The 13155-nt window shown below is 70.5% G+C and carries 12 protein-coding genes and 1 pseudogene; 10 read left to right on the top strand and 3 right to left on the bottom strand.

Features of this window, described 5'->3' with window-relative positions; translation table 11 throughout:
- Position 1: 1 nt before the first annotated feature.
- Both Q9R27_RS02885 and Q9R27_RS02880 read left to right on the top strand, forming a co-directional pair.
- Entirely contained in the window at positions 2-1039 is a 1038-nt protein-coding gene (locus tag Q9R27_RS02885) for an adenylate/guanylate cyclase domain-containing protein (protein WP_311250810.1), read from the top strand.
- 30 nt (positions 1040-1069) lie between these two features.
- Entirely contained in the window at positions 1070-2500 is a 1431-nt protein-coding gene (locus tag Q9R27_RS02880) for a trehalose-6-phosphate synthase (RefSeq protein ID WP_311250809.1), read from the top strand.
- A 66-nt stretch (positions 2501-2566) separates the two neighbouring features.
- Here the strand turns inward: Q9R27_RS02880 and Q9R27_RS02875 are convergent, their stop codons facing one another.
- Positions 2567-4162, bottom strand: coding sequence for an FMN-binding glutamate synthase family protein (locus Q9R27_RS02875; protein WP_311250808.1), 1596 nt, complete (start codon positions 4160-4162; stop codon positions 2567-2569).
- 55 nt (positions 4163-4217) lie between these two features.
- Here Q9R27_RS02875 and Q9R27_RS02870 point away from each other — a divergent pair, with 55 nt between their 5' ends.
- Positions 4218-5588 (top strand): alpha/beta fold hydrolase, encoded by a 1371-nt coding sequence (locus Q9R27_RS02870; RefSeq protein WP_311250807.1) that lies wholly within the window; start codon positions 4218-4220, stop codon positions 5586-5588.
- Between the two features lie 184 nt (positions 5589-5772).
- Here the strand turns inward: Q9R27_RS02870 and Q9R27_RS02865 are convergent, their stop codons facing one another.
- Positions 5773-7410, bottom strand: a complete 1638-nt coding sequence (locus Q9R27_RS02865; protein WP_311250806.1) for a hypothetical protein — start codon at positions 7408-7410, stop codon at positions 5773-5775.
- Between the two features lie 135 nt (positions 7411-7545).
- On the opposite strand from Q9R27_RS02865, the gene Q9R27_RS02860 reads away from it, so the two are divergent.
- The 7 genes and pseudogenes from Q9R27_RS02860 to Q9R27_RS02830 form a co-directional block, all read left to right on the top strand.
- Positions 7546-8868: an MFS transporter gene (locus tag Q9R27_RS02860; RefSeq protein ID WP_311250805.1), complete on the top strand. Its 1323-nt coding sequence runs from the start codon at positions 7546-7548 to the stop codon at positions 8866-8868.
- Positions 8865-10289 carry an aminotransferase class V-fold PLP-dependent enzyme gene (locus Q9R27_RS02855; RefSeq protein WP_311250804.1) on the top strand — a complete coding sequence of 475 codons (1425 nt, stop codon included), beginning with the start codon at positions 8865-8867 and terminating at the stop codon, positions 10287-10289. Before Q9R27_RS02860 ends, Q9R27_RS02855 begins: the two co-directional genes overlap by 4 nt.
- A 204-nt stretch (positions 10290-10493) precedes the next feature.
- A complete protein-coding gene (locus tag Q9R27_RS02850) occupies positions 10494-10832 on the top strand; it encodes a hypothetical protein (protein ID WP_397219640.1) in 339 nt (112 codons plus the stop codon).
- Positions 10742-10999: an AMP-binding enzyme gene (locus Q9R27_RS02845; protein WP_311250856.1), complete on the top strand. Its 258-nt coding sequence runs from the start codon at positions 10742-10744 to the stop codon at positions 10997-10999. The genes Q9R27_RS02850 and Q9R27_RS02845 overlap by 91 nt, the downstream gene beginning before the upstream one ends.
- Complete coding sequence (locus tag Q9R27_RS02840) at positions 10986-11672, top strand: TetR/AcrR family transcriptional regulator (protein WP_311250802.1); 687 nt, start codon at positions 10986-10988, stop codon at positions 11670-11672. The genes Q9R27_RS02845 and Q9R27_RS02840 overlap by 14 nt, the downstream gene beginning before the upstream one ends.
- Positions 11673-11711: 39 nt before the next feature.
- The gene (locus Q9R27_RS02835; RefSeq protein WP_311250801.1) at positions 11712-11963 is read left to right on the top strand and encodes a hypothetical protein; all 252 of its coding nucleotides are present in this window, start codon (positions 11712-11714) and stop codon (positions 11961-11963) included.
- Positions 11891-12151: pseudogene (locus tag Q9R27_RS02830) on the top strand (SDR family NAD(P)-dependent oxidoreductase); the annotation flags it as partial. The gene Q9R27_RS02835 and the pseudogene Q9R27_RS02830, both read left to right, overlap by 73 nt.
- A 221-nt stretch (positions 12152-12372) precedes the next feature.
- Here the strand turns inward: Q9R27_RS02830 and Q9R27_RS02825 are convergent.
- Positions 12373-13068 carry a uracil-DNA glycosylase gene (locus tag Q9R27_RS02825; RefSeq protein ID WP_311250800.1) on the bottom strand — a complete coding sequence of 232 codons (696 nt, stop codon included), beginning with the start codon at positions 13066-13068 and terminating at the stop codon, positions 12373-12375.
- Positions 13069-13155 lie beyond the last annotated feature (87 nt).

Genomic DNA, 13155 nt, shown 5'->3' with positions numbered 1-13155 from the left:
CGTGGTCGACGCCTCGGGGGCTGACGAAGCCACGGCTGCGCCCGAGGCGGTCGGGCCGGACCCGGAACTCTTCGCCGCCCTGGAGGCGACCCTGCTCGGCCAGGCACCCCACCTGACCCGGCCCGAGGTGCTCGAGCGGGCCGGGGTCAGCTTCGAGCACGCCCACGGGCTCTGGCTCTCCCTGGGATTCCCTCCCCCGGAGTCCGACGAGTCCCGCGTCTTCACCGATGCCGACGTGGAAGCCATCCGGATGCTCGGCGGCCTGATCGACGGCGGCCTGGTCGATTCCCGGCTCGAGTTCGCGCTGACCCGGAGCATGGGGCGCAGCTTCGCCCGGCTCGCCGAATGGGAGATCGCCGAGGTGGGCGCCGCCGTCCTGGCCTCCGACGAGGCCCTGGCGCTGGACCGGGTGGACGCAATCGTCGAGGCCGCCCTGCCGACCCTGGAGAAGCTGCAGAACTATGTGTGGCGCCGCCACCTGGCCGCCGCGGCCGGTCGCCTGCTGCTCCAGGCGACCACCGAGGAGTCGACGCTGATGGCGGTCGGCTTTGCCGACATCGTCGGTTACACCCGGCGCACCCGCAGCCTCGATGCCGAAGAACTCGGCGAGATGGTCGAACACTTCGAGGAAGGCGTGAACCTGCTGATCGCCGAGCACGGCGCCCGGATCATCAAGACCATCGGCGACGAGGTGCTCTTCGTCTGCGACGACCCCGTCGCCGCTGCTCGCCTGGGCCTGGCACTGGTGATGGCGCACGAGGAGGACGAGGAGTTCCCCGAGATCCGGGTCGGGATGGCCCACGGGCAAGTGCTCAGCCGCCTCGGCGACGTCTTCGGCGAAGTGGTCAACATCGCCGCCCGTCTCACCTCACTGGCCCGCCCCGGCCGGATCCTGATCAACCGCGACCTGGCCGACCTGGTCCGCGCGCACGACGAGGAGTTCCGGGTACGCCGCGCCCCCAGCCGCCCGGTGAAGGGATACAGCCGGCTGGAGACGTGGGCACTGAAGCAGCCGAAGAAGCCCCGCGGCGTCGGGTGAGGGCTTGCCCGATCTCGTTAGGGTTGACGCGTGACCAGCCCCGCCGCCGACCTCGTCATCGTGGCCAACCGGCTGCCCGTGGACCGCGTCACGCTCCCCGACGGCGGCCAGGGGTGGCGTCGCTCGCCGGGCGGCCTGGTCACCGCACTGGAGCCGGTGATGCGCAGCAACGACGGCGCCTGGATCGGCTGGACCGGGCAGGCCGATGACGACCCGGGGGCGTTCGTCGACGACGGCCTGTCCCTGGTGCCGGTGCCGTTGAGCGGAGGCGAGATCGAGGAGTTCTACGAGGGCTTCTCCAACGCCACCCTGTGGCCGCTCTACCACGACGTGGTCGCCAAGCCGGAGTTCCACCGCGAGTGGTGGGAGGCGTACGTCCGGGTCAACCAGCGCTTCGCCGAACGGGCCGCCGAGGTCGCCGCCCGCGACGCCACCGTCTGGGTGCACGACTACCAGTTGCAACTGGTGCCCCAGTTGCTGCGCGAACTCCGCCCCGACCTGCGGATCGGGTTCTTCCTGCACATCCCGTTCCCGCCCACCGAGCTCTTCGGCCAGATGCCGTGGCGCCGCGAACTCCTCGAGGGCCTGCTCGGGGCCGACGTGGTCGGCTTCCAGTTGACCGGGGCCGCGGGCAATTTCGTGCGCCTGGTCCGCCAGCGGGTCGGCCACAAGACGCACCGCGACCTGGTCTACATGCCCGACGGCCGCACCGTGCAGGCGATGGCGTTCCCGATCTCCATCGACACCGCGGCCTTCGAGGAACTGGCCCGCTCCGACTCGGTCACCGAGCGCGCCGCGGCGATCCGTACGGCGCTGGGCAACCCGGAGCGGATCCTGCTCGGCATCGACCGGCTCGACTACACCAAGGGCATCAACCCGCGCCTGCGTGCCTGGTCGGAACTCGTCGCCGAGGGACACTTCTCGGTCCGCGACAGCGTCTTCGTCCAGGTCGCGACACCGAGCCGGGAACGGGTGCAGCAATACCGCGTGCTGCGTGACGACATCGACCGCCTGGTCGGGCGGATCAACGGCGACCTGGGCCGGCTCGGCTCCCCCGCCATCGCCTACATGCACTCCTCCTTCCCGCGCCACGAGATGGCCGCGCTCTATCGCGCCGCCGACGTCATGGTGGTCACCCCGTTCCGCGACGGGATGAACCTGGTCGCCAAGGAGTACGTCGCCTGCCGCTACGACAACGACGGCGCGCTGGTGCTCTCCGAGTTCGCCGGAGCGGCCAACGAACTGCGCCAGGCCTGGCTGGTCAACCCCTGGGACATCAACGGGATGAAGGAGGCGCTGGTGGAGGCCACCCGCGCCGAGCCAAAGGAACTCACCCGCCGGATGAAGGCGATGCGCAAGACGGTCAGCGAGAACGACGTCGCGGCCTGGGCCAACCGGTTCCTGGCCGAACTCGAGTCCGCCCGGCCCGCGCACAACAAGAAGTTGCGTCCGGTGCGCTGACCGGTTCCGCCACGACCGCCCGGCGCACCCTCCGCTGCAGTGGCGCGGGCATCGGCGTGGTCGACCTCAGCCGCGGGCGCCGGTCCCGCTGGCCGAGCCCGAGCGTTCACCGGGCACCTGCTGGCGGTTCACCGACTCGCCGCGCATCAGCCGGCGTACGTCGTCGACGTGGTGCTCCGCCAGTCCGCCCCAACCCGGCTGGTAGCCGTACTGCTCGCCCAGGCCGATCCGCTCGCGCGTCCCGGTGACCAGGTCGATGTCGGCGGAGGTGATCAGTCCGGGGTGGACCACGCCGATCGCCTCGGAGACCTTGAGCAGGTCACGGCGCAGGGACTTGATGTAGTTGAAGGTGCGCACCGACTTGTCGGTCGGGTCCAAGCCGCGGGCCAGCCAGGGGTTCTGGGTGGCGACACCGGTCGGGCAGTGGTCGGTGTGGCACTTCTGGGCCTGGATGCAGCCCACCGCCAGCATCGCCTCGCGGCCGACGTTGACCATGTCCACGCCGAGCGCGAAGGCGACCAGGGCGTTCTCCGGGACCCCCAGCTTGCCGGCGCCGATGAAGGTGACGTCGTCGACCAGGCCCGCCTCGGCGAAGCGGCGATAGACCTCGGTGAAGGCAAGCCGGAACGGGAAGGCGACGGTGTCGCTGAAGACCAGCGGCGCCGCACCGGTGCCGCCCTCGCCCCCGTCGATGTTGACGAAGTCGACCCCCCGGTCACCCTCGGCGGCCATCGTCGTGACCAGGTCGTCCCAGAAGGCCAGGTCCCCCACGGCGGACTTGATTCCGACGGGCAGGCCGGTCTCGGAAGCCACCAGTTCGACGAAGTCGAGCATCGAGTCCACGTCATCGAAGGCGGTGTGGCGCGCCGGGCTGGCGCAGTCGACACCTTCCTCGATGCCGCGGATGCGGGCGATCTCCGCGGTGACCTTGGCGCCGGGGAGCATGCCGCCCAGACCGGGCTTCGCCCCCTGGGAGAGCTTGATCTCGATCGCCCGGATCGGCTCGGCATCGACCAGTTCCTTGAGGCGGGCGATGTCGAACCTGCCGTCCTGGTCGCGGCAGCCGAAGTACGACGTACCGATCTGGAAGACGATCTCGCCGCCCTGGCGGTGGTACGGCGAGAGCGCACCCTCGCCGGTGTTGTGCAGGCAACCGGCCAGGGCTGCGCCCTTGTTCAGTGCGGTGATCGCATTGCCGGACAGGGAGCCGAAGCTCATCCCGGAGATATTGACCACTGAGTTCGGCCGGAATGCCTTCGCGCGACCGCGGGCGGCGCCCATCACCTTGGCCGACGGCAAGGCCACCTCCTCGCCGGAGTGGCGGGCGGTGTGCGCCTCGACGTCGGCAAAGGTGCGGTGCTTGATGATCGGGTAGCCGACCACGTTCTCGACGTCGTTGTCGGTGCCGAAGCCGAAGTAGTTGTTCTCCAGCTTCGAAGAGGCATAGACCCAACTGCGCTGGTCCCGGTTGAACGGGCGCTCCTCGTCGTTGCTCGCCACGACGTACTGGCGAAGCTCGGGTCCGATCGTCTCGATCCAGTAGCGGAAGTTGCCGACGATCGGGAAGTTGCGCTTGATCGCGTGCTTCTTCTGCAGGACGTCATGGGCAGCCACCGCACCGAGCGCAGCCGCTCCCGTGGCAAGGATCGTGTTCCACTTCATGGTCCGTGTCTATCGATCTGCGGCGAATATGTCGAGCCTGCGGTACTTTTCGGACATGGACCTGATCCCCAAGCCGAACCAGGTCGTCAGCGCTGCCGCGAACGTGGCCCAGAAGGTGCTGTACGGCGGAGTGGCCGACCTGCGGAAGATGCCGCGCACCCTGATCGACGAGGGGTTGCTGCGGCAGGTCTACCACTACCGCCCCACCGGGACCGCGCAGGAGACCGGCGACCCGGTGCTGCTGGTGACGCCCCTGGCCGCGCCGTCGATCTGCTTCGACCTGCGCCGCGGCTGCTCGCTCGTCGAGCACCTGGTCACCTCGGGACGGCGTACCTATCTGGTCGAGTACGGCGAGGTGTCGTTCAAGGACCGCAACCTGGGCATGGAGCACTGGATCGACGAGGTCGTGCCGGCCGCGATCCGGGCCGCGTCCGCGCATGCCGGTGGCCGCGGCGTACACGTGATCGGCTGGAGCCTCGGCGGCATCTTCATGACTCTCGCCGCAGCGAACGACCCCGACCTCCCGATCGCCTCGATGACGGTCGTCGGCTCCCCCTTCGACGTCTCCAAGGTGCCGCTGATGGCACCGCTACGACCGCTGGTCCGGCTGGCCGACGGGCCCGTGCTGGGTGGCCGGACCCGCAGCGGGCGCGGCCCCGTGCAGCGCATCTACCAGTCGATGGGTGGCGCCCCGAAGCCACTGGTCCGCTGGGCGTTCCAGCTCAGCGCCGCCCAGAAGTTGGTCACCAAGCCCGTGGTGAAGTTGCAGAACCTCGACGACACCGAGTTCCTCGCCCAGATCGAGGCGGTGGACCACTTCACCGCCAACATGATCGCCTATCCCGGGCGCAGCTTCGGGCAGCTCTACCACCGCTTCTTCAAGACCAACGACCTGAAATACGGCTACTTCGAGTTCGGCGACCGACGGATCGAGATCGCTCGTGTCGACAAGCCGGTCCTCGTCTTCGGTGGTGCCAGCGACGGCATCGCCCCGGTCCCCTGCGTCAAGGCAGTGGTCCCCCTGCTCACCGGCTCGCCCGAGGTCCGCTTCGAGGTCGTCCCAGGTGGCCACCTCGGCATGCTCACCGGGCGAGCTGCCCGCAACACCACCTGGAGATTCATCGACGACTGGCTGGAGCAGTGGTCGACCGATGGTGCTGCGGATGGCGAGGATGCGGCTGGAGAGTCGGAGTCCGGCACGCGGGCACAATCCGGGGCACGGGCGAAGTCGCCCGCCGGGGCGAAGTCCGGCGCGCGAGCGAAGTCGCCGGCACGTCCCGCCCGGTCCACGAAGGAGCGTGGCGCGAGCGCGGACCAGGCCAGTCCGGACCAGGGCAGTCCGGAGCAGGACAGTCCCGAGAAGGGCATCGGCGCGAACCCGAAGCGTCGCTACGGCTCGGCCGGGTCCCGTTCCCTGGCGAAGTGATCCGCGCCCGACGACGTACCTGACCCGCCCTGGCGGCGTACCTGTGGTGCGGCGGTGTGGCGTGGCACTTGTGCGGTGCTGTTGCCTCTACCTGTGCGGCGCTGTTGACGCAAAACGGGCGCACAGCCCTGCTCAAGCGACGATGACCCCGCGTTACAGCTGGAATATCGGGCGGGGCGGGGCGTCAGAGGGCTTCGGCCATCGCTGCGCAAGCCTTGAGCCAGGCGTCCCGCGTCTTGGCGGAGAGTTGGCCGTACTGGATCACCGAGCCGGCGACCAGGGCCGGGTCATAGGGGATCCGGAAGACCGCGCGGGTACGCCGCTCGTAGACCTCGGTCAGGTCCTTGGCCAGTTGGTCGTCGACCTTGGCCGACGGGTCGCAGAGCACCGTGATCGTCTTGTTGCGGATGTCGGGGTGACCGGCATCGGCCAGGGCGTCGAGCATCCACAGTCCCGAGTAGCCGGTGTCCTCGCGCACCGTCGAGGTGACCACGATCAGGTCCGCGGTCCGGGCAGCGGCGAGCCAGTTCTCGGCGCGCAGGTTGTTGCCGGTGTCGACCAGGATCAGGTGGTAGAACCGCTCGAGCAGCCGGTGCACCGCGTCGAAGTCGTCGGCATGGATCATGCCGGTGACGTCCGCCCGCTCGTCGGAGGCGAGCACGTCGAAGTGGGCATCGCCCTGGCTGCGGACGAAGGCGCCCAGGTCGCCGATCCGTGACTCGTAGACGTCCTGGAACCGCTCCAGGTCATCGAGGAGTTCCCGGGTCGTGTTCGAGTGGCTGGCCCGCTCCCCGCGGATGCCGAGCGTGCCCCGGGTCTCGTTGTTGTCCCAGGCCACCACGCCACCACCGCGCACGGTGCCGAACGTGTAACCAGCCGCGAGCACGCTGGTCGTCTTCGCAGCGCCGCCCTTGGGGTTCGCGAAGACGATGGTGCGTGGTCCGTCGAACGAGCGCTGCACGGACGCGCGGCTCTCACGCCAGGATCGCTCCGCCTTGCCCATCTTCACCTTGACCAGCCCGAAGGTGATCTTGCGCAGGAAACCGCGCCACCCCCAGGTTGCCGGACCGATGTCGAGGGTGCGGTGCCGGTTGAGCAGGAAGTCCTGCGCCGTCGGCACCCGTTCGGGCACGTGCGGCATTTGCGGCCCGGCCTGCTGGTTGTGTTGCTGTGGGCCCTGGTTCTGCTGGTACGCCGCCGGAGCCTGCGGGCCGGGCCGTACGCCGGCAGGCTGCGCGCCCGGGTACCCGGGGTTCGCAGCCTGCGGAGGGAGCACGGGCTGCGCCGGACGGGTGTGCTGCTGCGCGCCACTGGGACCCTGGCCCGACTGCTGCTGGTGACGGCCGGGCTGCATCGGGGCGCCCTGGTGGTAGCCCTGCTGCCCCTGCGGAGGCTGGCCCTGGCCGAACTGCTGACCCTGACCAGGCGGCGGGGCCGACTGCTGCGGCGCAACCGGGGTGTTCCCGGTGGGCGGCCCGGACGGTGCTGGCTGCGCCGCCTGGCCCTGCGCAGCCGGCGCGGCCGGCGCGGCCGGCGCAGGCGTCGGCGCGAACTGCGACTGGCCGCCGCTGGCGACGCCGAATGGGTTCACCGGGACGGGGTCGTGCTCGACGATCTCGGCCGGAGTCGACGCGGGCGGTCCAGCCTCGGCGGCCGCAGGCGCCGCACCAGCGGCATCCGCGGACGCCGCCTCGGGTGTGCCCTCGTCCGGTGCACCCCCGACCAGCGCGGCCTGCGCGGAGGGTGCATCGCCCAGGCCCAGCGGGTCCGCGGGGTCCACCATCGGCATGGCATCGGGTCGTGGATCGGGCTCGTTCGACATTGCATCCTCCGAGATCTGGGCCTGTCGTCGCACACATTCTTGCATCGAGTCACCCGAGCGGCCGTGTTGCCAAACGGCCCCCGGCCCTGCCCGGCACGGCCCAGGCCGTGTTGGGCAGGGCCTAGGATCGGATCCATGCCAGAGCCACTCACCCGCGGCACCCGCTTCGGCTATGCCACGGGCTCGGTCGCCACCGGCGCATTCGGCACCGTTCCCGGCCTGATGCTGCTGCCGTTCCTGACCGACAACCTGGGCATCGGCGCCCTCTATGCGGGCCTGATCGTGCTGCTGCCCAAGGCCTGGGACGTCATCCTCAACCCGATCGCCGGCCGGATCAGCGACCGCACCAGCGACCCACGCGGCCCCCGGCGTCCGTGGCTGCTGCGCGGGGGCATCGGCCTGGCAGTGGCCTTCGCCCTGCTCTTCGCCGGCCCCTCCCTGGGGCCCGGGCTCGACGCCGTGTGGGTGCTCTTCTGGTTCCTGGCCTGCGCCACGGCGTACGCGTTCTTCCAGGTGCCCTACGTCGCGATGCCGGCCGAGATCACCGACTCCTACGACGAGCGCACCCGACTGATGTCGTGGCGGGTCATGGCGCTGGCCTTCACCATCATGCTGGCCGGCGCCTCCGCGCCCGCGATCCGCGACGCCGTGGGCGGGCGCGACGGCTATCGGGTGATGGGCGTGGTGATGGCGGGGCTGATCCTGATCGGCGTGCTCGGCTCCTACCACGGCACTGCCCGTACGCCGCAACGCCAGGTCGATGCCGGGGCCGGGACGCTGCGTGATCAACTCCGCGTGGTGGCCGGCGCCCGCGACTTCCGCCTGCTGCTGACCACCTTCGTGCTGCAGGCGCTGGCAACCGGGGCCATGCTTGCCGGGGTCGACTACATGGCCAGCGACGTGCTCGAGGACAAGGGCGCCACCACGATCCTCTTCATCTGCTTCGTCGGCCCGGCCCTGCTGCTCACCCCGCTGTGGGCGCGGCTCGGCGTACGGGTCGGCAAGAAGCGGGGATACGTCGCCTCCTCGCTCGTGCTCGCCACCGGTGCCGCCCTGGCCGTGGTGGCCCGCGAAGCGCCAGAGGCCGCGGTCTTCGTCGCGGTGGGCCTGATCGGGGTCGGCTATGCAGGGGCCCAGGTCTTCCCCCTGGCCATGCTGCCGGACGCGGCGGCCGCTGATGCACGGCGTACCGGGGAGAACCGGATCGGCGTCTTCACCGGGGTGTGGACCGCCGGCGAGACGCTCGGCCTCGCCCTGGGCCCGGGGCTCTTCGCGCTGATGCTGGCCATCGGCGGCTACCAGTCCTCCACCACCGGCGGCGCCGAGCAGAGCGACGCGGCGATCACCGCCATCGTGGTTGGCTTCTCCGTGGTGCCAGCCATCATCGTCCTGGCCTCGCTGTGGTGGCTGGGCCGCTACACACTGACCGCTGCCGACCTCGAGGAGCCCCTGGCATGAACGACGTACTCGCCCGACTGCGTGAGCTCCAGGCCGCGGACCTGCCGGTGCACGGCGGCCGCACCCTGGCCTACGTCTATGACTCCGGGCTCGCCGAGGTGGACGAGGTGGCCCGGGCCGCGGTGGCGGCGTACGCCGGGTCGAACGGCCTGGACCCGACCGCTTTCCCGTCCCTGCTGGCGATGGAGAACGACCTGGTCGGGTTCGCCGCGGACCTGCTGGACGCGCCCTCCTCCGCGGTCGGCACGGCAACCTCGGGCGGGACCGAGTCGGTGCTGCTCGCGGTGCAGTCCGCGCGCGACGGCGCACCGGGCGTGGAGCGCCCCAACATGGTGCTGCCCTCGACAATCCATGCCGCCTTCTTCAAGGCCGCACACTACTTCGGCGTCGAGGCCCGGGTGGCCCCGGTGGGTGCCGACTTCCGTGCCGACGTGGAGGCGATGGCCGCGCTGGTCGACGACTCCACCGTGCTGGTCGCCGGCAGCGCGCCCTCCTATGCGCACGGCGTGGTGGACCCGATCACCGAACTGGCAGCGATGGCTGCCGGGCGCGGGATCCGCTTCCACGTCGATGCCTGCATCGGTGGCTGGGTGCTCCCGTACGCCGCCCGTCTGGGGCGCGACGTACCGGGGTGGACGTTCGCGGTGCCCGGCGTCACCAGCATCTCGGTGGACCTGCACAAGTACGGCTACACCCCAAAGGGCATCTCGCTGCTGCTGCACCGCGACCCCGCACTGCGCCGCTCGCAGTATTTCGCCCATGCCGACTGGCCCGGCTACACGATGCTCAACTCGACGTTGCAGTCCACCAAGTCCGGTGGGCCGCTGGCTGCCGCCTGGGCCGTGGTGCAGCAACTCGGCAACGCCGGTTATGAGCGGCTCACCGCCGACGTGTTCGCCGCGGTGGACGCGATCGTTGCCGGCGTCGCCCGGATCCCCCACCTGCGCGTGGTGGCCGCACCGGACTCGACCCTGGTCGCGCTGGGGACCGACGAGACATGCGACCCGTTCACGATCTGCGACGAGATGGCCGCGGCCGGTTGGTTCGTCCAGCCCCAGATGGCCTTCGGTGGGCACCCGGCCACCATCCACCTCTCCGTCTCCGCCGCGACCCTGGGTGCGGTCGACGACTTCCTCGCCGCGCTGGTCGCCGCGGTCGACAATGCCGTGGCGGCGGGCCCGGTGGGGGTCGACCCGGAGGTGGTCGCCTTCATCGAGGCGCTCGACCCGACCGCCCTCAGCGATGCGGACTTCGATGGCCTGCTCGCCGCCTCGGGCCTGATCGACGCCTCGGCAGGTGGTGACCTGGAAGTCCCGGACCGGATGGCCGAGGTGAACGCGATGCTCGACGTGGCCTCGCCGCGGATGCGCGAGGCACTGCTGGTCGCCTTCCTGGACCGACTGCAGCGCCCTCGCCGCTGATCCCACGAACGCTCAATCGTTGCGCTTCGAGCGCTCGTGGGGCCTGTTGACAAGCACCCGGGATCACGCCTACCTTCCTGTTACCTGAATCACCTTTCAGATTCTCTCAGGAAGGCCCCGAGATGCGGATCAGGTGCTGCCGGGAGCGGCGCCCGCCCCTATCCGGACGTCGAGGTCCGCCTGGTCACCCCGGAGGCCGGCGAGGTGGTCCCCGGCCCGGGCACCGGCGAACTCCAGGTGCGCGGGCCCGGCGTCTTCGCCGGCTACCTCGGCGACCCGGCCGCCACCGCCCGGTCGATGGACGAGGGGTGGTTGCGCACCGGCGACCTGGCCGCCAGGGACACCGACGGCGGATCCACGATCGTGGACCGGCTGAAGAACATCTACATCTCCGGCGGGGAGAACGTCGCCCCGGCCGAGGTCGAGGTCGGCTATGCGCCGCGCACCCGTTCATCGCCGAGGCAGCCGTCCTCGGCACCGCCGACCCAGTCTGGGGCGAGGTCGGGGTCGCCTTCGTGGTGGCCCGCTCGGGCGCCGCGCTGACCGAGGCCGAGGTGAGCGAGCACGCCGCGAACCGCCTGGCCCGGTTCAAGGTGCCGCACCGGGTGCACCTGGTCGACGAACTCCCCCGCACCGCGCTCGGCAAGGTCGCCCGCGGCCAACTGCGCAACTCCATCACCAGCGAAGGGACCCACCATGGAAGGCCTTGACTTCAACGCACCCGGGCCCGCCGCTGGCGATGGCACCGGCGCGCCTGCGGAGAAGCCGCTGACCAAGCGCGGGGCCGCGACCCGGGCCAAGCTGCTGGACGCGGCGGAGCACGTCTTCGCCGAGCTCGGCTACCACGAGGCCTCGATCGTGAAGATCACCGAACGGGCGGGCGTCGGCCTGGGCACGTTCTACCTCTACTTCGCGAGCAAGCAGGCGGTCTTCGAGGCCCTGGTGATCGACCTGAACCGTCGGGTGCGCCACTCCATGGCCGAGGCGATGGCCGGCGCCGCCAACCGCCTGGAGGCCGAACGGGCCGGCTTCGCAGGCTTCTTCCGCTTCACCGCCGAGCACCCCGCCCTCTACCGCGTCGTACGTGAGTCCGAGTTCGTCTCCCCGGAGACCCTCAAGCTCCATTACACCCGGATCGTGGAGGGCTACGTGGAGGGGCTCACCAAGGCACAGGCCGTGGGCGAGGTCGACGACATCGACCCGTCCGTGGCGGCGTGGGCCCTGATGGGGATGGGTGAACTGATCGGGATGCGCTTCATCCTCTGGGAGCGCGACGCGGACGGCAATCCGCCCTCCGAGCTCCCGGCCGACGTCTTCGACAACATGATGCGCTTCATCAACAACGCGCTGGCACCCCGGCGCGAAGGAGGGGACCAACTGTGACGGACCAGGACCTGGTCGGGCGGCGGGCAGTCATCACCGGTGGAGCCAGCGGGATCGGCCGCGCCTGCGCTCGAACTCGCCGGCCGCGGCGCGAGCGTGGTGGTCGCCGACGTCGACGGGGACGCCGCTGCGTCGGTGGCCTCCCAGGCCGGCGGCGAGGCGTGGCAGGTCGACCTCTCCGACACCGACGCCCTGGTCGAGGCCTCCCTGGAGGCGACATCCTGGTCAACAACGCCGGCATCCAGCGGGTCAGCCCGATCCCCGACTTCGACCCGGAAGCCTTCCGGCTGATCCAGCGGATCATGCTCGAGGCCCCGTTCCTCTTGATCCGTGCGGTCCTGCCGGGCAGGTACGCCAAGGGCTGGGGCCGCATCGTCAACCTCTCCAGCGTGCACGGCCTGCGCGCCAGCGCCAACAGGTCGGCGTACGTCGCGGCGCAGCACGGACTGGAGGGGCTGTCCAAGGTGACCGCGCTGGAGGGTGGCCCGCACGGGGTGACCAGCAACTGCGTCAACCCCGCCTATGTGGGCACACGATCACCCTGGCCAAGGAAGGCGCCGCGGCGACCGCCGCCGCCATCCGCGAGGAACTGTCCTGACACGAACGCTCACTCGTTGTGTCGCGAACGCTCACTTCTTGATCTCCGAAAGCTCAATCGTCGTCGTCGCGCATCAACGAGTGAGCGTTCGTGGGGCCGGTTTCAGGGGTGCGCGGGCAGTGACCAGTCGACGGGCTCCCCGCCCTGCTCGACGAGCAACTGGTTGACCCGGCTGAACGAGCGGGAGCCGAAGAAACCGCGGCTCGCCGAGAGCGGGGACGGGTGGGCCGAGGCGACCACGGGCACGCCGCCCAGCCGGGGCTTCAGCGACTGTGCGTCGCGGCCCCACAGGATGGCGGCCAGCGGCCCGCCACGGCGCACCAGCGCGTCGATCGCGCATTCGGTGACCGCCTCCCAGCCGCGCCCGCGATGGGAGGCGGCTTCGCCGGGCCGCACGGTGAGCACACGGTTGAGCAGCATCACGCCCTGGTCGGCCCACGCGCCCAGGTCGCCGTGGGCGGCGCGGGGCAGGCCGAGGTCGGCCTCGAGCTCGGCATAGATGTTGGCCAGGCTGCGCGGGATCGGACGTACGTCGGGGGCCACCGCGAAGCTGAGGCCAATCGGGTGCCCCGGCGTGGGGTAGGGATCCTGGCCCACGACCAGCACCTTGACCTCGGCGAGCGGCCGCTGGAAGGCGCGCAGGACGTGGTCGCCGGCCGGCAGGAAGGGGCGTCCGGCGGCCAGTTCCTCGCGGAGGAACTGGCCCATCCGGGCGATCTGCTCGTCCACGGGCGCCAACGCCTCCGCCCAGTCCCGTGCAACGAGCCCCTTGTCGACCAGTCCTGCCAACGCGCTCATGGGGGTCACGATAGGCGACCATGGAATACAGTTTAGATTTCAACTATTGTGAGGGCATGACCACTACGAAGATGCCCGCCCTCTACA

Source organism: Nocardioides sp. AE5 (assembly GCF_031844485.1).
GTDB lineage: Bacteria > Actinomycetota > Actinomycetes > Propionibacteriales > Nocardioidaceae > Nocardioides.
This window is presented reverse-complemented; position numbering and strand designations above follow the sequence as displayed.

Bases quoted from the DNA above. Each gene is read 5' to 3' on its own strand.
- Q9R27_RS02840 (WP_311250802.1), top strand. From the start codon at position 10,986: ATGGAAGGCCTTGACTTCAACGCACCCGGGCCCGCCGCTGGCGATGGC.
- Q9R27_RS02875 (WP_311250808.1), bottom strand. From the start codon at position 4,162: ATGAAGTGGAACACGATCCTTGCCACGGGAGCGGCTGCGCTCGGTGCG.
- Q9R27_RS02825 (WP_311250800.1), bottom strand. From the start codon at position 13,068: ATGAGCGCGTTGGCAGGACTGGTCGACAAGGGGCTCGTTGCACGGGAC.
- Q9R27_RS02855 (WP_311250804.1), top strand. From the start codon at position 8,865: ATGAACGACGTACTCGCCCGACTGCGTGAGCTCCAGGCCGCGGACCTG.
- Q9R27_RS02865 (WP_311250806.1), bottom strand. From the start codon at position 7,410: ATGTCGAACGAGCCCGATCCACGACCCGATGCCATGCCGATGGTGGAC.
- Q9R27_RS02870 (WP_311250807.1), top strand. From the start codon at position 4,218: ATGGACCTGATCCCCAAGCCGAACCAGGTCGTCAGCGCTGCCGCGAAC.
- Q9R27_RS02860 (WP_311250805.1), top strand. From the start codon at position 7,546: ATGCCAGAGCCACTCACCCGCGGCACCCGCTTCGGCTATGCCACGGGC.